The sequence below is a fragment of the Stenotrophomonas sp. YJH_SMC_12-1 genome (genome assembly GCF_059370935.1).
Genome location: NZ_JCAFUD010000013.1, coordinates 15,294 through 33,145, shown reverse-complemented (window position 1 = coordinate 33,145; position 17,852 = coordinate 15,294). Strand labels below are relative to the sequence as shown.

Genomic DNA, 17,852 nt, shown 5'->3' with positions numbered 1-17,852 from the left:
CCGACCGTTGGTCGGCACGCCGTCCCCGGAAAATCTGACGAAAAATTGAATTTCGGCCCCGGCCGGGTTCTGCGAGGATGTGTGGGTCGACCACCCACACGCTCCGTGAAGGCAGGACTCCGACCATGTCGCTCTTTCGCTACACCCGCGCTGGCCAGACGCCGGGCGCGCCACGCAAGCATTCACCCCTGCTCTGGATCGCACTGATCGCACTCATCCTGGGTGCGGTCGCGCTGGCCTTCGCCTGGCTGGCCGGCTGGATTGGCGGCCGCCTGACCGCGCAGCGCTTCACCGACACCATCGAAGCCACCGGCCCGGCACATCCCGGGTTCCGCCGGGCGCACAGCAAGGGCATCTGCGTGAGCGGTTGGTTCGAACCCAGTGCACAGGCCCCTACCCTGTCCAGTGCACGGGTTTTCTCGCAGCGCCGCGTGCCGGTGATGGGCCGCCTGTCGATCGGCGGCGGTGATCCCTACGGCGCCGACAACACCGCGCGCGTACGCAGCCTGGCGGTGCAGATGGTCAGCGATGACGGCCAGGAATGGCGCATGGCGATGAACAGCTTCCCGTTCTTCGCGGTGCCCGATGCCGAGGCGTTCTACGAGCAGACGCGCGCCTCCATTCCCGACCCGGCCACCGGCAAGCCCGACCCGCAGAAGATGGCCGCGGTGCTGGCGAAATACCCCAGTGCACAGGCGTTCCAGCAGTGGGCCAGGACGGCGCCGTGGACCAGCAGCTGGGCCGACACCACCTTCAACAGCGTCAACAGCTTCTGGTTCACCAACGCGCAGGGCCAGAAGCGTGCGGTGCGCTGGCGCTGGCAGCCGCAGGCGCCGGTGGTGGAGATGGATGCGGAAACGCGCAAGCAGGCCAGTGTCGATTTCCTCAGCCAGGAACTGCAGCAGCGCCTGGCCAGCGGCCCGGTGCGCTGGAACCTGGTCGTCAATACCGCCGCGCCCGGCGATGCCATCGATGATCCATCGGTGCCGTGGCCAGAGTCGCGTGATCAGGTGCTGGCCGGCGTACTCAGCCTGGACCGCATGCAGTCGCAGGAAAAAGGCGCGTGCGGCCAGATCAACTTCGATCCGCTGATTCTGCCCAGCGGCGTGCGCGGCAGTGACGATCCGATCCTGGCGGCCCGCTCGGCGGTGTATTCGCAGTCCTTCAACCGCCGCGAGCGCGAGCGCGCCAGCGGCAACGTCGAGCAACCGAAGGAGGCCGCGCGATGAACACCCATAACGGCCACTTCAACCTGCTGGCGCGGGTGCTGCACTGGACCATGGCGCTGATGATCATCGCCATGCTGTTCATCGGCGTGACCATGGTCGCCTCGCTGCACCTGCGGCCGATGCTGATCGACCTGCACCGACCACTGGGCATCGCGATCCTGCTGCTGGTGCTGCTGCGCCTGTACAACCGCCTGCGCCACCGCCCGCCGCCGCTGCCGGCGGATCTTCCGGTATGGCAGGTGATGGCGGCCAAGGCCTCGCACTGGATGCTGTATGCGCTGATGCTGGCGATGCCGTTGATCGGCTGGGCGATGCTGTCGGCCGGCGGTTACCCGATCGTGCTGTGGGGTGGCCTGCACCTGCCGCCGATCGTGCCGCACACCCCGGCGTTGTATGCCGCGCTGCGCAATGCGCACAGCTTGTTGGCGTATGTGTTGTTCGCCACGGTGCTGATGCATGTGGGGGCGGCGCTGTTCCATTTGTGGGTGCGGCGGGATGGCGTGTTCCAGGCGATGGCGCGCGGGAAGGATTGATCGGGTTCGCCGGGTGTTCCCGGTGATGTCATTTCCGCGACCGCGGGTGGGTGTCACTTTCTTTGCTCGTGCACCACGCTGCAGGAGCAGCGTGGAACGGCGTAGCCGGCCCGTAGGGTGGCGCACATGGATGTGCGCCATCAAGAAAGTAACCAAAGAAACACGCCGCCAGATCGCGAGCCGGTGCTGCGCACCGGTGCCCTGCGCTTCTCGGTGAATCAGGGGACGGCGCCGAACTCGCTGCGCTCAGACATCGGCGCCTCTACGCCCCTGATTCCCCTGCGATGCTCGGCTCGCTAAAAGGCGGACCCGACGTCAAAGGCAAAAGCTGCACCCCGTAGATCCACGCCGCGCGTGAATGCTCTTGTTGTTGATCTTGCCCTTCAAGTCCGCCTTGAGCGAGCCGAGCACCGCAGGTCCGGCGAGGGCGAAGAGGTGCGGGTGTCTGAGCGCAGCGAGTTCCCGCGCCGTCCCTCGACGGACCGAGGAGCGCAGGGCACCGGCGTGCGAAGCACGCCGGCTCGCGGCCGGCGGAGCGTTTCTTTGGTTACTTTCTTTGCGCGCAAAGAAAGTGACACCCACCCGCGGTCGCGGAAACGACATCATTGGGAACAGCTGGGCGCCGCTACAACCATCCCTTCTGCCGCGCCAGCCGGTACGCCTCGATCCGGTTGGCCACCCCCAGCTTGCCGATGCACTCGGACAGGTAATTGCGCACCGTGCCATGCGACAACCCCAGCTGCTCGGCAATCTCGCTGGCGGTACGGCCCTCGCCCGCCAGCCGCAGCACGCGGCGTTCGCGGTCGGTCAGCGGGTCGGCCTGCGACCACGCATCCAGTGCCAGCTGTGGGTCGATCGCGCGGATGCCCTGTTTCACCTTGCGCAGGGCATCGGCCAGGTTCTCGGCCGGTGCGTCCTTCAGCAGGTAGCCCAGCACGCCCGCTTCCAGCGCGCGGCGCAGGAAGCCGGCACGGGCGAAGGTGGTCACGATCACGACCTTGATCGGCAACTCGTGGCGGGCGATGCGCTGGGCCAGTTCCAGCCCGGACAGGCCAGGCATTTCGATGTCAGTGACCAGAATGTCCGGCTGCAACTGCTGCAGCATGCGCCACGCCGCCTCGCCGTCAGCAGCGCTGCCCAGCACCTCGATGTCCGGCTCCAGGCCCAGCAGCGCCGACAATGCACCGCGTACCATCGCCTGGTCTTCGGCCAGCAGGATGCGGATCATGCGGCACCATCCCGTGCCAATGATGCTGACGACAGCGGCGTGGTCGCGGCCACCAGTGGCACGCGCACGGTCACTAGGGTGCCTTCGCCGCGCGGCGACTGCAGTGACAACTGGCCGCCCAGCGCCATCGCCCGTTCGCGCATGCCACACAATCCGTTGCCCTCGGCCTGTACGCCACCGCGGCCGTCATCGCGTATCTGCATCACCAACTGTCGTTCCTCAAGCATGAAATCCACCTGCACCCGGGTCGCCTGCGCGTGGCGCACGATGTTGGTCGCAGCCTCGCGCAGCACCAGCGCCAGCCCACGTTCCACGTCGACCGGCATCGGCGGCGGCGGTGTGTACTGCAGGTGTACCTGCTGGCATTCCAGCAGCAGCCGCGCCGAGGCCAGCTCGCCAGCCAGGTCGCTGGCGCGGATGCCGGTCACCGCACTGCGCACCTGGGCCAGCGCCTCGCGGGCGATCGCCTCGGCTTCGCCGATCTCCTGCCGCGCGCGCGCGTCATCACGGTCGTACAGCTTGCGCGCCAGCTCCAGCTTCAGCGTGATCAGCGACAGCGTGTGGCCCAGCAGGTCATGCAGATCGCGGCCGATGCGCTCGCGCTCGGCGGTAGTGGCCAGCCGCCGCACCTCGTCCTGGGACAGCTGCAGGGCAACGTCCCGTTGATGGCTCAAGGCCTCCACGTTCACCACCAGGCCGACGATGAACGACACGGCCGGCATCCACACCATGGCTTGCCACGGATAACCGACGTAGAGCGCAGCGCCGCAGAACAACAGGTTCAGGCCGGTGAGCTGCAACAGGTACACCCACCAGCCGCCACGGCTGCTCATGCGGATCATCACGCAACCGAACACGAAGTAGCTCAGTCCCGACGGATACCACGGCAGCAGCACCAGGGCCATCAGGATCATGCCCAGCGCATAGCGCCATGCGTGGTGCCGTGGCGCCAGCATCACCTTCGCATAGAGCAGCAGGAACAGCGGATAGCTGGCCACGGTCAGCAGCAGCCAGCGCACCGTGAAGCCATTGCCGAGCACCGGGGTGAGGAAGATCCAGACCGACCACAGCAGGTGGATCGCACCGCTCCAGGGCGACTTGCCACGCCGCAGCAGGTCGGCCACCGCCGAGTCCGGCGCGGGGCGCAGCAGGGACGCAAGCCAGCTCGACGACACGGAAGAATCCAGGCGGGAATGATCGCTGCCGATCATGCCAGTTCAGCCGATCCGGCGCAGGCGGCGGCGCGCCAGCAGCAGCGCCACCACCGTGACCGCCAGCAGCACCAGCAGGTGGCCAGCCATGCTGCCCACCGACGGCAGCCCGACCACCGGCAGCGCCAGCTGCGCCAGATGCCAGGTTGGCCACAGCGGTGCCATCATCGAGAACACCTTGGGCAGCGCCGACAACGGCAGCCACAGGCCCGACAGCAGGGCCAGCGGCAGGTAGACCAGGTTGACCATCGCCGGCGCCGCGCTGGCACTGACATGACTGCCGATCAGCAGGCCGATCGCCCCCAGCGGCAGCGCTGCCAGGCCCGCCACCGCCAGCAGCTGCAGCATCTGCACTGCCTGCAGCTGCACGCCACCCAGCGCGCGCGCCACCCCGATCAACAGGGCGGCTACCAGCAACGCGAACATCACGGCCATCGCCAGTCGCGCCAGCAACGGTGCCGCCGCCGGCATCGGCAGCGCTCGCTTGAGGGTCAGCAGGCCGCCTTCACGGTCCAGCGCCAGATGCACGCCGAAGCCGAACAGGGCCGGGGCCATCGCACCGAACACGCAGTAGGTGGCCAGCAGGTAGAGCGGTGCATGGCCGCGGCCCAACAGCACGCCGAGCAACAGGTAGAACAGCACCGGGAACAGCAGCGAAGGCACCGCGAAGGCGGGTGTACGCCAGGCGCGGCGCAGCTCGGCCACCAGTTCAGCGCCGTACGGGCGCAAGGCCTGGCGCCACGCCGATACCGGCGCGGGTGTAGTGCCGGTACGGGTCATCGTGTTCATGCGGCCTCCCGGGTCATGTCGAGAAAAGCGTCGGCCAGTGCCGCGCCCTGTACTTCCAGCTCACGCAGCTGTGCATCGGCGGCCAGCAGGCGCGCCACCACCGGCTCGGCCGGGCTTGCCATCAACTGCAGGTGCTCGCCATCACGCTGCACCTGCTGCACGCCCGGCCACTGCTGTACGTCTTCAACAGTCAACACGCTGCGGCAGCGGATGCGGCGCGGCCGATCGGCCAGGCGCAGCTCGCTCAACGGTGCGTCGGCCAGCACCCGGCCCTGCTCAAGCACCACCACCTGCTGCGCCAGCGCTTCGGCCTCTTCCAGATAGTGGGTGGTCAGCAGCACGCCGCAGCCTTCGGCCACCAGCTGCCGGATCGCCTGCCACATCGCCTGCCGCGCCTGGATGTCCAGACCGGTGGTGGGCTCGTCCAGGAACAGCACGCGCGGGCGACCACACAGCGCGATGGCGAACTGCACCGCGCGCTGCTGGCCACCGGACAGCTGACCGTAGCGACGGCCTGCCAGTGCCTGCAGGCCTGCGCGCTGCAGCACCTCCTGCAGCGGCATCGGGTCCGGATAGCAGGCGCTGGCCTGCGCCACCAGTTCGTCCACCTGCAGCATCGGCGGCAGGCTGGTGCTCTGCAGCATCACGCCCAGGCCGAGGCGGCTGCTGCGCTGCTGCGGGTCGCCACCGAGCAGCTCGACCTGGCCGGCATCGGCGCGGCGCAGGCCCAACAGCACGCTGATCGCGGTACTCTTGCCGGCACCGTTGCGGCCCAGCAATGCCAGCACCTGGCCAGCGCGGACCTGCAGGTCGATGCCCTGCAGGGCGGTATGGTCGCGGTAGCGCACCTGCACCTGCTGCAGGCGGGCCAGCGACGGGGCGATCGGATCCATGGGCGGTACCGGTAGCGGGGACGTTGCCATCCTGTGCCGCCGTGGTCACATTTCGCAGTTGCCGCCGTCAGTGTCATCGGATGACAGCTGTCACTGCCGTCATCGCTGTCCCTGCCTTCATGCTGTGCCGCACGCTCCACCGCCGGAACCGCCGCCGTCCGCGCTTCCGGCCACACCCGCCCGAACGCCTGTGATGGAACGAATGAACGCTTCTGCCGAGCTGTTGAAGGAACTCCGTATCGACCGCAAGTCGCCGCCGCCCGCCTCCGGTGGTGGCAGCAATGGCGGTGGCCGTCGTTGGCTGTGGATCGCGATCATCGTGGTCGTGCTGCTGATCGCCGCTGCCGTGGCCTTCCTGCTCGGCCGCGCGCCGGCCGTGGAAGTGGAAACCGCGCCCGCAGTGGCCATCCAGCAGGGCAGCGCCAGCAGTTCGGTGCTCGATGCCAGTGGCTACGTGGTCGCCCGACGCATGGCCACGGTCTCGGCCAAGATCACCGGCAAGGTGCGCGAGGTGATGATCGAGGAAGGCATGCGGGTCGAAGCCGGCCAGGTGATGGCCACCCTGGATCCGATCGATGCCGATGCGCAGCGCAGCCTGTATGCCTCGCAGTTGCAGGCCGCGCGCAGTCAGGTGGCCGGGCTGGAGGCACAGCAGAAGCAGGCCGCCGCAGACGCCAGCCGCCTGCAGGCGCTGGTCGACCAGCAACTGGTGTCACGTTCGCAGTACGACCAGGCCGTGGCCCAGCGTGACAGCCTGCGTGCGCAGCTGGAAACGGCCCAGCGCAACGTCAAGGTCGCCAACGACCAGCTGGCCATTGCCGATCTGGGCGTGGACAACAACATCGTGCGCGCGCCGTTCTCCGGCGTGGTCACCGCCAAGGCCGCGCAGCCGGGCGAAATCGTTTCGCCGCTGTCGGCGGGCGGTGGTTTCACCCGTACCGGCATCGGCACCATCGTCGACATGGACTCGCTGGAGATCGAAGTCGAGGTCGGTGAGGCATTCATCGGCCGCGTGCAACCGAAGATGCCGGTGGAAGCCACGCTCAACGCTTATCCGGAGTGGAAGATTCCGGGCGAGGTCATCGCCATCATCCCCACTGCCGACCGCGGCAAGGCCACGGTGAAGGTGCGCGTGGCGCTGAAGGTGAAGGACCCGCGCATCGTGCCGGAGATGGGCGTGCGGGTCAGCTTCCTGGAGCAGGCGCAGCCGCAGACGGCCGCCAAACCGCAAGGCGTGCGCGTGCCGGCTGGCGCGGTGGTCCAGCGCGAGGGCGCCTCGGTGACCTTCGTACTGGGCGACCAGAGCCGCGTGCAGCAGCGCACGGTCGAGGCCGGCCAGGCGATGGGCAAGGACCGCCAGATCCTCAAGGGCGTCAGCGCGGGTGAGTCGGTGGTGGTGAACCCGCCGGACACCCTGCGCGATGGCGCCAAGGTGCAACAGAAACAAGCGCAGTAACGGCCTGGCGCCCATGGGCGCCGCCGGCAACACCGCTCGACGCACGCCTGCGGCCACCGCAGGTGCGCTTCCCCGTTTCCCGCCTTCCGTGGAGAACCACCCATGTCGACCCTGGTTTCACTGCGCAACATCACCAAGACCTACCAGCGTGGCCCCGAGAAAGTGCAGGTGCTGCACGGCATCGACCTGGACATCGCCAGCGGCGACTTCGTCGCGCTGATGGGCCCGTCCGGCTCGGGCAAGACCACCCTGCTCAACCTGATCGGCGGCCTGGACAACCCCAGCGGCGGCGAGATCAGCATCGAAGGCGAGCGCATCGACCAGATGAGCGGCGGCCAGCTGTCGACCTGGCGCAGCCACCACGTCGGCTTCGTGTTCCAGTTCTACAACCTGATGCCGATGCTGACCGCGCAGAAGAACGTGGAGCTACCGCTGCTGCTGACCCATCTCAATGCCGCGCAGCGCCGCCGCAATGCCGAAATCGCGCTGACCCTGGTCGGCCTGGCCGACCGCCGCAGCCATCGCCCCAATGAACTGTCCGGCGGCCAGCAGCAGCGCGTGGCGATCGCGCGGGCGATCGTTTCCGACCCGACCTTCCTGATCTGCGACGAACCCACCGGCGACCTCGACCGCCAGTCCGCCGAGGAGATCCTCGGCCTGCTGCAGCAGCTCAACCGCGAACACGGCAAGACCATCATCATGGTCACCCATGACCCGAAGGCCGCCGAGTACGCCACGCACACGGTGCACCTGGACAAGGGCGAGCTGGCCGACGCGCCGCTGGCCCACTGACGGAGGCCACGGCGATGAAATACTTCTCGTTGGTGTGGGCGCAGCTGTTCCGCAGCCGCACGCGCACCCTGTTGACCCTGCTGTCGGTGGTGGCCGCGTTCCTGCTGTTCGGCATGCTCGACTCGGTGCGCGTGGCGTTCTCGTCCGGCGGCAGCGTGGAAGGCGCCAACCGCCTGGTGGTGGCCTCGCGGCTGTCGATCACCCAGTCGCTGCCGATCCGCCTGGAAACCCAGATCCGCCAGGTGGCCGGCGTGCGCGACGTGGCCTACGGCATGTGGTTCGGCGGCATCTACCAGGATCCAAAGAACTTCTTCCCGAACTTCTCGGTGTCGCCCAACTACTTCGATGTCTACCGCGAGCTGCAGATCGATCCGGCCCAGCTGGAGGACTGGAAGCAGACCCGCACCGGCGCCATCGTCGGCGAATCGCTGGCCAAGCAGTTCGGCTGGAAGATCGGCGACACCATCCCGTTGCAGGCCACGATCTTCCCGCGCGGCGGCAGCAACGACTGGCCGCTGGAACTGAAGGGCATCTACCGTTCCAAGGACCGAGCGCTGGCGGCCAACGAAGAACGCCAGTTGATGATGAACTGGAAGTACTTCGATGAATCCAACGACTACATCAAGAACCAGGTGAGCTGGTACACGGTGACGCTGGACAACCCGGATCATTCCTCGCGGGTAGCGCAGGCCATTGATGCAATCTCGGCCAACTCCGACCACGAGACCAAGACCCAGACCGAGTCGGCGTTCCAGCAGGCCTTCGTCAAGCAGTTCGCCGACATCGGCATGATCGTCACTTCAATCATGGGCGCGGTGTTCTTCACCCTGCTGCTGTTGACCGGCAACACCATGGCGCAGGCGGTGCGCGAACGCGTGCCGGAGCTGGCCACGCTGAAGACGCTGGGCTTCAAGGACAGCACCGTGCTGACCCTGGTGATGGTGGAGTCGGTGCTGCTGATCGGCCTGGGCGGCCTGATCGGCATGGGCCTGGCCGCACTGATCCTGCCGGCGATCGGCCCGAAGAGCATGGGCATGCTGCCGCCACACGTACCGACGCCGACCTGGCTGATGGGGCTGGGCCTGATCGTGGTGATCGGCATCATCGTCGGGTTGTTGCCGGCGCTGCGTGCCAAGCGCCTGAAGATCGTCGACGCACTGGCCGGCCGCTGAGGAGGACACCGACATGTTCAAGAGCAAACTCAAGAAATGGCTGGGCAACGGCCTGACGGTGCTGCTGCTGGTGATCGGCCTGGTGCTGTGGATCAGCCTGCCGTGGTTCGGCGTGCTGGCCGTGGCCGTGCTGGTGGCACTGTGGCTGCTGCTGACCCGTGGCGGACGGTTGGCGCTGGCCGCCACCCGCATCGGCGTGGCCAGCCTGCCGCAGCGCTGGGGCGCGTCCTCGGTGATCGTGGTCGGCATCGCCGGCGTGGTCGGCGTGCTGGTGGCGATGCTGGCGATGGGCGAAGGCTTCCAGGCCACGCTCAACAACACCGGCGACGACACCACCGCCATCGTGCTGCGCGGCGGCTCGCAGGCCGAGACCAACTCGGTGATCACCCGCGAGCAGGTGCCGACGTTGTCCACCCTGCCCGGCATCAGCCGCGATGGCGAAGGCCGGCCGCTGCTGTCGCCGGAGCTGTCGCAGGTGGTCAACCTGGTATCGAAGTCCGACGGCACCGACGTCAACGCGCAGTTCCGCGGCGTTGGTCCGCAGGCCTGGGCCGTGCATGACAAGGTCAAGATCATCGAGGGCCGCAAGTTCGCAGCCGGCCTGCGCGAGATCGTGGTCGGCCAGGGTGCCAAGGGCCAGTTCCGCGACATGGACGTGGGCAGGACGCTGACCCTGGGCAACCAGACCTGGACCGTGGTCGGCGTGTTCGCCACCGGCGATGCGCACGATTCGGAGCTGTGGACCGACGCCGATACGCTGGCCACCACCTACCAGCGCAGCGCCTGGCAGTCGATCAGCGTGCGTACCGATGGCAAGGCCGGCGTCGAGCAGTTCAAGGCAGCGGTCGCCGCCGACCCGCGCCTGAAACTGGACGTGGAAACCACCCGTGTCTACTACAGCAAGCAGGGCGGCGGGCTGACCAAGCTGATCGACATCCTCGGCAAGGTCATCGGCACGATCATGGCGGTGGGTGCAGTGTTCGGCGCACTCAACACCATGTACGCGGCCGTGGCCACCCGTGCGCGCGAGATCGCCACCATGCGCGCGATCGGCTTCCGCGGCCTGCCGGTGGTGACGGCGGTGATGCTGGAGACCATGCTGCTGGCGTTGCTGGGTGGCCTTCTGGGGTGTGCGGTGGCGTGGCTGCTGTTCAATGGCTACAGCGTGTCCACCATCGGCAGCAACTTCAGCGCGGTGGTGTTCAAGTTCCATGTGTCGCCGGAACTGCTGTGGACCGGACTGAAATGGGCGCTGGGCATCGGCCTGGTCGGCGGCCTGTTCCCGGCGCTGCGCGCGGCCCGTTTGCCGATCACCACGGCGTTGCGAGAAACCTGAGCATCACGCAGCGGTGGACTGCGCATCACGCAGGGGACGGAGCGAAGACTCCGTCCCTTTTATTTTGCGCGTCATCCACGCTTGCTGGTGAGCCAGAACGTCCAGTAGATCCACGCCATGCGTGGATGGATGCCGGCGCACGCGCACGGCTACAGATTGCGGGAAATACGCCGCTATCGATGCCTCTGCCCATCGAAAGCGCAACGCGCGTGACGTCGCGCACATCCCATCTGTGGATTGTTGGTTGCGATTCATTTTCGCGCACATCCGCGGCGCAGAGGCAAACAGTTACGAATGGAAACATTCTAGAATCGCCCCCCCACGTTGGTTTGCAGCACCCCACGCGTCCATAGAACGGGCGCTTGTTTTCCTGAAACACGAGATTTCACGGATGTCCCTGAAAACCAATCCGCTGCGCAACGCGATCGTCATCGCGCTGGCCGCCAGCTGCACCACCCCCGCCTTCGCACAGAGCGCCGGCGATACCCCGACCAACCTCGATCGCATCGAGATCACCGGCTCGCGCATCCGCCAGGCCAGTGTCGAGACCGCACAGCCGGTCGTCGCGCTCAGCCGCGCCGAGATCGAGAAGAAGGGTTACATCAACGTCGCCGACATCCTGCAGGACGTCACCGCCGCCGGCGCACCGAGCCTGAGCCGCTCGTCGTCGCTGAGTTCTTCGCGCGACTTCGGCGGCACGTACGTCAGCCTGCGCAACCTCGGCCCGGAGCGCAGCCTGGTGCTGATCGACGGCCGCCGCATGGGCGTCAGCGCCGGTGGCTACTCCGACCTGGCTTCGATTCCCTCGGCGATTGTCGAGCGCGTGGAAGTGCTCACCGATGGCGCGTCCGCGCTGTACGGCTCGGACGCCATCGCCGGTGTGGTCAACATCATCACCCGCAAGAACTTCGACGGTGGCGAAGCCAGCGTCTACGTCGGCCAGTACGGTGAAGGTGACGGCCAGAAGCGCTCCTACAGCGCCACCTTCGGCAAGACCTTCGACCGCGGCTGGTTCAGCGTCGGCGCCGAGCGCACCAAGGAAGACGAGATCCTCGGCAGCGAGCGCGAGTTCAGCCGTTACCCGGGTGGCCCGCGCCATCCCGACGACGTCAAGGCACTGAACCAGACCACGCAGTGGGGCAGCGTCACTGTCGACGGCAAGTCGCTGACCGTGGGCCCGGGCGGCGACCCGAGCCAGAAGGGCAATTTCCACACGCCCAATCCGGCCGATGGTGCCAACACCAAGACCAACATGAGCCTGCTGAGCGGCCTGGAGCGCACTTCGGTGTTCGCCAACGGTGGCTTCTCGATCACCGATGACCTGCGCATCGTGGCCGACGCGCTGTACAGCAAGCGCGAGTCGACCAAGCACCTGGCCGGCTACCCCTACTCGGTGTCCACCGCACAGGCGCGCAACGGTTCCCGTGCTGCCCTGTCCAAGGACAGTGCGTTCAACCACTGGGGCCAGGACGTGCTGTTCTCGCACCGCACCGAAGAAATGCCGCGTGCGACCGAGAACAACCTGGACACCAAGCGCGCCAGCATCGGCCTGGAAGGCAGCTTCGAAACCGGTTCGCGTTACTGGGACTGGAACGTCAGCTACATGTACAACCGCAATGAAGGCGAGCGCATCGGTACCGGCAGCATGTACCAGCCGCACGTCGACCTGGCGGTCGGCCCATCCTTCATGGATGGCACCGTGGCACGCTGCGGCAGCCCGGGTGCAGTGATCGCCGGCTGCGTGCCGTGGAACCCGGCCGCGCCGATGGGCTATGCGGGCCCGGGCTCGCTGAGCAACCAGGACGTGCAGGACTACCTGTTCACCCGCTTCGTCGACAAGATGAAGAGCACCACGAAGGTCGCCAGCGCCAACATCTCCGGTTCGGTGTTCACCCTGCCGGCCGGCGACGTGATGGCCGCGATGGGCTTCGAGCACCGCAACGAAGAAGCCAGCTACACCCCGGACCTGATGGTGCAGAAGGGCCAGATTGCCGGCACCACCGGCCAGCCGACCCGTGGCGACTACTCGCTCAACGAGGTCTACCTGGAGCTGCAGGTACCGCTGCTGGCCGACATGCCGTTCGCGCGTGAACTGTCGCTGGACCTGGCCGGCCGCTACACCGACTACAACACCTTCGGTTCGACCACCAACAGCAAGTTCGGCCTGAAGTGGAAGCCGATCGACAGCCTGCTGGTACGCGCGACCTATGGCACCGGCTTCCGTGCGCCGACCGTGGACGACCTGTACGGCGGTGCGGTGAAGAGCCGTGATTCGTTCACCGATCCGTGCGATACCTCGTTCGGCATCGCTGCCAGCAGCGCGACCGTGGCCGCACGCTGCCAGGCGCTGAAGGTGCCGGCGGACTTCCGCCAGCAGACCGCGTCGGAAGGCAACGTCGCCAACCGTCCGGGCCAGCAGGGCATCGCCGATTTCGACTCCGGTTCCAATGCGAACCTGAAGCCGGAAACCGCCAAGACCTGGACCGTGGGCCTGGTGTACAGCCCCGAGTTCGTGCCGGGCCTGGACGTCAGCCTGGACTGGTGGAAGATCCGCATCGACAACGCGATCGTGGGTGAGTCGGCCACCGACATCCTCAACCAGTGCTACGTGCAGGGCGTGGATTCGGCGTGCGGCCGCTTCACCCGCTCCACCAGCGCCAAGACGCTGGGTCAGGTGACGTCGCTGGACCGCTCGCTGGTCAATGCGGGCTACCGCGAAACCGCCGGGTACGACTTCAGCCTGCGTTACCGCCTGCCGGAAACCGCGTTCGGCCGCTTTGCCGCCACCTGGAACACCACCTACACCGACTACCTGGCGCAGCGCAACGACAGCGCCGCCACCACGCCGGTGGAGCAGAAGACCGGCTGGCAGGGCAACTTCCGCGTGCGTTCGACCTTCAACCTGGATTGGCAGTACGGCGACCTGGGCATCGGCTGGACCGCCCGCTACTACTCGGGCATGAAGGAAGCCTGCTCGTATGACCTGGCCGGTGGCCCGGACTGCAACATGGCCGGCTTCGTCTCGCCGTACACCGATGCGCAGCCGAGCCGCAAGGTGGGCTCCAACACCTTCCACGACCTGCAGGTGCGTTACAGCCTGCCGTGGGACGGCACCGTGTCGCTGGGCGTGAACAACGTCTTCGACCACCAGGGTCCGATCATGTACAGCCAGCCGAACAGCAGCTTCACCTACTACGGTGGCTTCGACATCGGTCGTTTCATGTACATGAAGTACCAGCAGCGCTTCTAAGCCTGCAACCGCGTTCCCGCCACCGCCATCTCTCTCTCCTGGCGGTGGATGGAAGCAGAACGGCGCCCTTCGGGGCGCCGTTCTTTTTTGGGTGGAAGCGGGTCGGATCCCTTCACCCTGCGAAGGGCTCTGACCCCACGCGACGGATAGAACAGGGTCAGAGCCCTCCGCGTTGCGGAGGGATCCGACCCCGCAGCCCCGCCGGCGCTAGCGCTTGGCGCGCATCGTGCGGATGTTGTCACCGACGAACAGGATCAGGCCGGCCCAGATCGCGGCGAAGCCGATCGCCTTGGCAGTATCGAACGCTTCGTGGAAGAAGAACACGCCCAGCAGCAGCTGCAGGCTCGGCGCGATGTACTGCAGGATGCCGACCAGCGACAGCGGGATGCGCTTCACGCCGTAGGCGAAACCGATCAGCGGCACTGCGGTCACTGCGCCACCGAAGACCAGCAGCAGGTCATTGCGCCAGCCCCAGCCATGGAAGAACGCGCCGCCATGGCCGTTTTCCGCCCAGATCGCGAAGGCCAGCGCCGGCAGGAACAGGTACATGCTCTCCACGCCCAGGCCGGCCACCGGATCGACCGAGACCAGCTTGCGCAGCAGGCCATACAGGCCGAACGAACAGGCCAGGCCCAGCGCGATCCACGGCGGCGTACCCGCGTCGATGGTCAGCCAGGCCACGCCCACCGCTGCCATCGCCACCGCCACCCACTGCAGGCGGCGCAGCCGCTCCTTCAGCACCAGCACGCCCAGCAGCACGTTCACCAGCGGGTTGATGAAGTAGCCCAGGCTGGTCTCGATCACATGGCCGGCGTTGACCGCCCAGATGTACAGGCCCCAGTTGAAGGCGATGGTCAGGCTCGACACCAGCAGGATCGGCAGCGCGCGCGGCTGCGCGGCGATCTTCTGCCACCAGCCCAGGCGCGAGCTGACCAAGAGCCAGCCCAGCACCATCACGGTGCTCCAGATGATGCGGTGGGCGATGATCTGGAACGAGGGTACCTCGTTGAGCAGGTGCCAATAGACCGGCACCAGGCCCCAGATCACGAAGGTGGATGCGGTGACCAGCAGGCCCCGGCGTTGTTCTTTCTCGTCCATGCTCACTTCTTTCTCGTCCTTGCCATTGTCAGCACCACCACACCCAGGAGAATCACCGCCATCGCCAGCAGGTCGCGCCAGCCGAAGCGCTCGCCGTTGAGCAGCGCGCCCAGCAGCACCGCGATCACCGGATTGACGTACGCATAGCTGCCGGCCAGCGCCGGCCGCACGTTCTGCAGCAGCCAGACGTAGGCGGTGAAGGCAACGATGGAACCGAACACGCACAGGTAGGCCATCGCCAGCAGGCCACCGGTATCGGGCAGCGTGGTCGGGCGCTCGCCGACCGCCAGGCCGATCAGCACCAGCAGCACGCCACCGCAGATCATCTGCCCGGCGGCGGTCATGAACGGGCCCGGCAGGTCCAGGCCGCGCGCCCACACCGAACCGAAGGCCCAGCCGATCGGCGCGATCAGCAGCAGCACCAGCCCGGTCGGCGAGGCCGTCAGGCTGCTGCCGGCGTTGAGCCAGACTACGCCGAGGAAGCCGATGGCGATGCCCAGCCACTCACCGCGGCTGGCATGCTGCCCGCGCAGCGCCGAGAACAGCGCCATCCACAGCGGCACCGAGGCCACCGCTGTCGCGGCCAGGCCCGAGGACACCTCACGCTCGGCCAGCACCACCATGCCGTTGCCCAGCACCAGCATGGTCACGCCCATCACCACCAGGTTGCGCCACTGCCGCAGGGTCGGGTTCGGCATCTTCCAGAACAGGCGCAAGGCCAGGAACATCAGGCCACCGGCAATGATGAACCGGCTGCCGGAAACCATCGTCAGCGGCAGCGCGCCGCCGTGCAGGGCCTTGGCGATGCCCAGGTAGGTCGAGCCCCAGACCACGTAGACCAGCAGCAATGCCAGCGCGACAAGGCCACCCCGGGGGGCAGCCGCAGACGAAGAGGGGGGAACCGACATGACACACCAGGGAGCCGGGGGAAGGCGGATTCTAGGACGTTTTGAGTATGGTCCGGCACCCCGGACGGTGGCACGCTGTCATCCATCCATGCACCCTGCTCTGGTCTGCTACCCCGTGTTGACGGCCGATGCAGTACCAAGAGGGCTGCCCGGCCGCGCCGCCCCAAGGCCGGGCGCCGTTTTCCCTGCGCACGGACGCGCCGCATCGAGGATTCCCACCCAGATGAGCACCACGTCCCAACCTGCCGTACCCGCGAACGACCGCGCCGCCCTGCGCAGGTCGATCTCCAACACCCTCAAAGGCTCCGCCGGCAACCTGGTGGAGTGGTATGACGTCTACGTGTACTCGGTGTTCGCCGTGTACTTCGAATCGCAGTTCTTCTCGCCGGACGACAAGAACTCCACGATGTACGTGTGGGCGATCTTCGCCGCCACGTTCCTGATGCGCCCGATCGGTGCCTGGTTCTTCGGCCGCTTCGCCGACCGCCACGGCCGTCGGTTGGCGCTGACTGTCTCGGTCACGCTGATGGCGCTGTGCTCGTTCCTGATCGCCATCACCCCCACCGCCGCCAGCATCGGCATCTGGGCCGCAGTCATCCTGCTGTTCGCGCGCCTGCTGCAGGGCTTCGCCACCGGCGGCGAGTACGGCGCCAGCGCCACCTACATGTCCGAGGCCGCCATTCCCGGCCGTCGCGGCTTCCTGTCCTCCTTCCACTACGTCACCCTGGTTGGCGGCCATGTGCTGGCCCAGCTGACCCTGCTGCTGATGCTGACCTTCTGGGGCAAGCCGGAGATCTCCGAGTGGGGCTGGCGCATCGCCTTCGGCATCGGTGGCATCGCCGCGGTGGTGGTGTTCTGGCTGCGCCGCGGCATGGACGAATCGCTGTCGGAGTCGTCGATCGAAGCTGCGCGCGAGGGCAAGGCGCAGAAGTCCGGCTCGATGTACGAGCTGTTCGTGCACCAGTGGCGGCCGCTGCTGCTGTGCTTCCTGATCACCGCCGGTGGCACCGTGGCCTTCTACACCTACTCGGTGAACGGCCCGAAAATGATCCAGAGCGCATTCGCGGGCAACGACCCGATGACCGGCACCCTGATCAACCTGGGCGTGCTGGCGTTCCTGATGGTGCTGCAGCCGATCGGCGGCTGGCTGTCGGACATCATCGGCCGCAAGACCCTGCTGGTGTTCTTCGGTGTCGGCGGCGTGCTGTACAGCTGGTACCTGATCACCCAGCTGCCGCACCAGCACGACGCCACGCTGGCGTTCCTGACCCTGGCACTGGCCTTCGTCATCCTCACCGGCTACACCTCGATCAATGCCGTGGTGAAGGCCGAGCTGTTCCCCACCCACGTGCGTGCGCTGGGCGTAGGCCTGGGTTACGCGCTGGCCAACTCGCTGTTCGGCGGCACCGCCCCGTTGCTGTACCAGGGCGCGCTGAAGACAGGCCACGTCGACTGGTTCGCCATCTACGTGACCGCAACGATCGCGGTATCGTTGGTGGTCTATGTGTTCTTCCTCACCAACAAGGGCCCCAACTGGCTCGACGGCACCCGCAAGTAAGCGCGTTGCCCTGATCGCGGCCACCGGTGCACTGCCGGTGGCCGCTGCGTCTCCCGCCACGCCACTGATGTGGATCGCGGCGGCGCTGGCCGCAGCTACGGTACTGGCCTGGCTGCTGCGCCGCCCCAACGCACAGGCCGCGTGGCCACGCACCGGGTTCGGGGTCGCCCTGCTGGTGTTCTGCGCCGCGCTGGCGCTGCAGCTGGCGGTGGACCTGGGCAGCGGCCACAGCTCGCTGCAACTGCGCCTGCATCGCGGCATCAATGCAGGGTCGCCGGTTGGCCTGCGTACGATGGTGGCGTGCTATCTGGCAGCGCTCGCTGCCGCCGGCTGGGGCGCATGGACGCTGCTGCGCGGGCGCAGGTAGTGCCGGCCGCTGGCCAGCAATGGCAATCGGCA

General features: G+C 67.2%; 15 protein-coding genes. 9 read left to right on the top strand and 6 right to left on the bottom strand.

Features of this window, described 5'->3' with window-relative positions; genetic code table 11:
- The first annotated feature begins 125 nt into the window (after positions 1 to 125).
- Both AC5P8Y_RS19250 and AC5P8Y_RS19245 read left to right on the top strand, forming a co-directional pair.
- Positions 126 to 1,229: a catalase family peroxidase gene (locus AC5P8Y_RS19250; protein WP_164133421.1), complete on the top strand. Its 1,104-nt coding sequence runs from the start codon at positions 126 to 128 to the stop codon at positions 1,227 to 1,229.
- On the top strand, positions 1,226 to 1,762 hold the full coding sequence (locus tag AC5P8Y_RS19245; RefSeq protein ID WP_005407734.1) for a cytochrome b: 537 nt from the start codon (positions 1,226 to 1,228) through the stop codon (positions 1,760 to 1,762). The genes AC5P8Y_RS19250 and AC5P8Y_RS19245 overlap by 4 nt, the downstream gene beginning before the upstream one ends.
- A gap of 625 nt (positions 1,763 to 2,387) precedes the next feature.
- On the opposite strand, the gene AC5P8Y_RS19240 is transcribed toward AC5P8Y_RS19245, so the two are convergent.
- Genes AC5P8Y_RS19240 through AC5P8Y_RS19225 form a run of 4 tightly spaced genes read right to left on the bottom strand, consistent with a single transcriptional unit; the run spans position 2,388 to position 5,883 of the window.
- Positions 2,388 to 2,990 (bottom strand): response regulator transcription factor, encoded by a 603-nt coding sequence (locus AC5P8Y_RS19240; protein ID WP_005407733.1) that lies wholly within the window; start codon positions 2,988 to 2,990, stop codon positions 2,388 to 2,390.
- The gene (locus tag AC5P8Y_RS19235) at positions 2,987 to 4,201 is read right to left on the bottom strand and encodes a sensor histidine kinase (protein WP_049403472.1); all 1,215 of its coding nucleotides are present in this window, start codon (positions 4,199 to 4,201) and stop codon (positions 2,987 to 2,989) included. Before AC5P8Y_RS19235 ends, AC5P8Y_RS19240 begins: the two co-directional genes overlap by 4 nt.
- 6 nt (positions 4,202 to 4,207) lie before the next feature.
- Complete coding sequence (locus tag AC5P8Y_RS19230; RefSeq protein WP_033833588.1) at positions 4,208 to 4,990, bottom strand: ABC transporter permease; 783 nt, start codon at positions 4,988 to 4,990, stop codon at positions 4,208 to 4,210.
- Positions 4,987 to 5,883, bottom strand: coding sequence for an ABC transporter ATP-binding protein (locus AC5P8Y_RS19225; RefSeq protein ID WP_049403473.1), 897 nt, complete (start codon positions 5,881 to 5,883; stop codon positions 4,987 to 4,989). The genes AC5P8Y_RS19230 and AC5P8Y_RS19225 overlap by 4 nt, the downstream gene beginning before the upstream one ends.
- Positions 5,884 to 6,085: 202 nt before the next feature.
- Here AC5P8Y_RS19225 and AC5P8Y_RS19220 point away from each other — a divergent pair, with 202 nt between their 5' ends.
- The 5 genes from AC5P8Y_RS19220 (at position 6,086) to AC5P8Y_RS19200 (ending at position 13,889) form a co-directional block, all read left to right on the top strand.
- A complete protein-coding gene (locus AC5P8Y_RS19220) occupies positions 6,086 to 7,339 on the top strand; it encodes an efflux RND transporter periplasmic adaptor subunit (protein ID WP_049403474.1) in 1,254 nt (417 codons plus the stop codon).
- A gap of 102 nt (positions 7,340 to 7,441) precedes the next feature.
- Positions 7,442 to 8,131 (top strand): ABC transporter ATP-binding protein, encoded by a 690-nt coding sequence (locus tag AC5P8Y_RS19215; RefSeq protein WP_004137569.1) that lies wholly within the window; start codon positions 7,442 to 7,444, stop codon positions 8,129 to 8,131.
- 14 nt (positions 8,132 to 8,145) lie between these two features.
- The gene (locus AC5P8Y_RS19210) at positions 8,146 to 9,303 is read left to right on the top strand and encodes an ABC transporter permease (protein ID WP_005407727.1); all 1,158 of its coding nucleotides are present in this window, start codon (positions 8,146 to 8,148) and stop codon (positions 9,301 to 9,303) included.
- Positions 9,304 to 9,316: 13 nt separating this feature from the next.
- The gene (locus tag AC5P8Y_RS19205; protein WP_495202131.1) at positions 9,317 to 10,639 is read left to right on the top strand and encodes an ABC transporter permease; all 1,323 of its coding nucleotides are present in this window, start codon (positions 9,317 to 9,319) and stop codon (positions 10,637 to 10,639) included.
- Positions 10,640 to 11,030: 391 nt separating this feature from the next.
- Positions 11,031 to 13,889 carry a TonB-dependent receptor plug domain-containing protein gene (locus tag AC5P8Y_RS19200; protein WP_033833627.1) on the top strand — a complete coding sequence of 953 codons (2,859 nt, stop codon included), beginning with the start codon at positions 11,031 to 11,033 and terminating at the stop codon, positions 13,887 to 13,889.
- 207 nt (positions 13,890 to 14,096) lie between these two features.
- Here AC5P8Y_RS19200 and rarD read toward each other — a convergent pair whose 3' ends face one another.
- Both rarD and yedA read right to left on the bottom strand, forming a co-directional pair.
- Complete coding sequence (gene rarD / locus AC5P8Y_RS19195; protein WP_495202130.1) at positions 14,097 to 14,993, bottom strand: EamA family transporter RarD; 897 nt, start codon at positions 14,991 to 14,993, stop codon at positions 14,097 to 14,099.
- Positions 14,990 to 15,895 (bottom strand): drug/metabolite exporter YedA, encoded by a 906-nt coding sequence (yedA, locus tag AC5P8Y_RS19190; protein ID WP_043035189.1) that lies wholly within the window; start codon positions 15,893 to 15,895, stop codon positions 14,990 to 14,992. The genes rarD and yedA overlap by 4 nt, the downstream gene beginning before the upstream one ends.
- A gap of 223 nt (positions 15,896 to 16,118) precedes the next feature.
- Between yedA and AC5P8Y_RS19185 the strand changes: the two genes are divergently transcribed.
- Both AC5P8Y_RS19185 and AC5P8Y_RS19180 read left to right on the top strand, forming a co-directional pair.
- Positions 16,119 to 17,453: an MFS transporter gene (locus tag AC5P8Y_RS19185; protein ID WP_033833624.1), complete on the top strand. Its 1,335-nt coding sequence runs from the start codon at positions 16,119 to 16,121 to the stop codon at positions 17,451 to 17,453.
- A gap of 67 nt (positions 17,454 to 17,520) precedes the next feature.
- The gene (locus tag AC5P8Y_RS19180) at positions 17,521 to 17,820 is read left to right on the top strand and encodes a hypothetical protein (RefSeq protein WP_033833623.1); all 300 of its coding nucleotides are present in this window, start codon (positions 17,521 to 17,523) and stop codon (positions 17,818 to 17,820) included.
- Positions 17,821 to 17,852: the final 32 nt, after the last annotated feature.

Excerpts from the sequence above, each read along its gene's own strand:
- AC5P8Y_RS19250 (WP_164133421.1), top strand. The coding sequence starts at position 126 with ATGTCGCTCTTTCGCTACACCCGCGCTGGCCAGACGCCGGGCGCGCCA.
- AC5P8Y_RS19245 (WP_005407734.1), top strand. The coding sequence starts at position 1,226 with ATGAACACCCATAACGGCCACTTCAACCTGCTGGCGCGGGTGCTGCAC.
- AC5P8Y_RS19240 (WP_005407733.1), bottom strand. The coding sequence starts at position 2,990 with ATGATCCGCATCCTGCTGGCCGAAGACCAGGCGATGGTACGCGGTGCA.
- AC5P8Y_RS19235 (WP_049403472.1), bottom strand. The coding sequence starts at position 4,201 with ATGATCGGCAGCGATCATTCCCGCCTGGATTCTTCCGTGTCGTCGAGC.
- AC5P8Y_RS19230 (WP_033833588.1), bottom strand. The coding sequence starts at position 4,990 with ATGAACACGATGACCCGTACCGGCACTACACCCGCGCCGGTATCGGCG.
- AC5P8Y_RS19225 (WP_049403473.1), bottom strand. The coding sequence starts at position 5,883 with ATGGATCCGATCGCCCCGTCGCTGGCCCGCCTGCAGCAGGTGCAGGTG.
- AC5P8Y_RS19220 (WP_049403474.1), top strand. The coding sequence starts at position 6,086 with ATGAACGCTTCTGCCGAGCTGTTGAAGGAACTCCGTATCGACCGCAAG.
- AC5P8Y_RS19215 (WP_004137569.1), top strand. The coding sequence starts at position 7,442 with ATGTCGACCCTGGTTTCACTGCGCAACATCACCAAGACCTACCAGCGT.
- AC5P8Y_RS19210 (WP_005407727.1), top strand. The coding sequence starts at position 8,146 with ATGAAATACTTCTCGTTGGTGTGGGCGCAGCTGTTCCGCAGCCGCACG.
- AC5P8Y_RS19205 (WP_495202131.1), top strand. The coding sequence starts at position 9,317 with ATGTTCAAGAGCAAACTCAAGAAATGGCTGGGCAACGGCCTGACGGTG.
- AC5P8Y_RS19200 (WP_033833627.1), top strand. The coding sequence starts at position 11,031 with ATGTCCCTGAAAACCAATCCGCTGCGCAACGCGATCGTCATCGCGCTG.
- yedA (WP_043035189.1), bottom strand. The coding sequence starts at position 15,895 with ATGTCGGTTCCCCCCTCTTCGTCTGCGGCTGCCCCCCGGGGTGGCCTT.
- AC5P8Y_RS19185 (WP_033833624.1), top strand. The coding sequence starts at position 16,119 with ATGAGCACCACGTCCCAACCTGCCGTACCCGCGAACGACCGCGCCGCC.
- AC5P8Y_RS19180 (WP_033833623.1), top strand. The coding sequence starts at position 17,521 with ATGTGGATCGCGGCGGCGCTGGCCGCAGCTACGGTACTGGCCTGGCTG.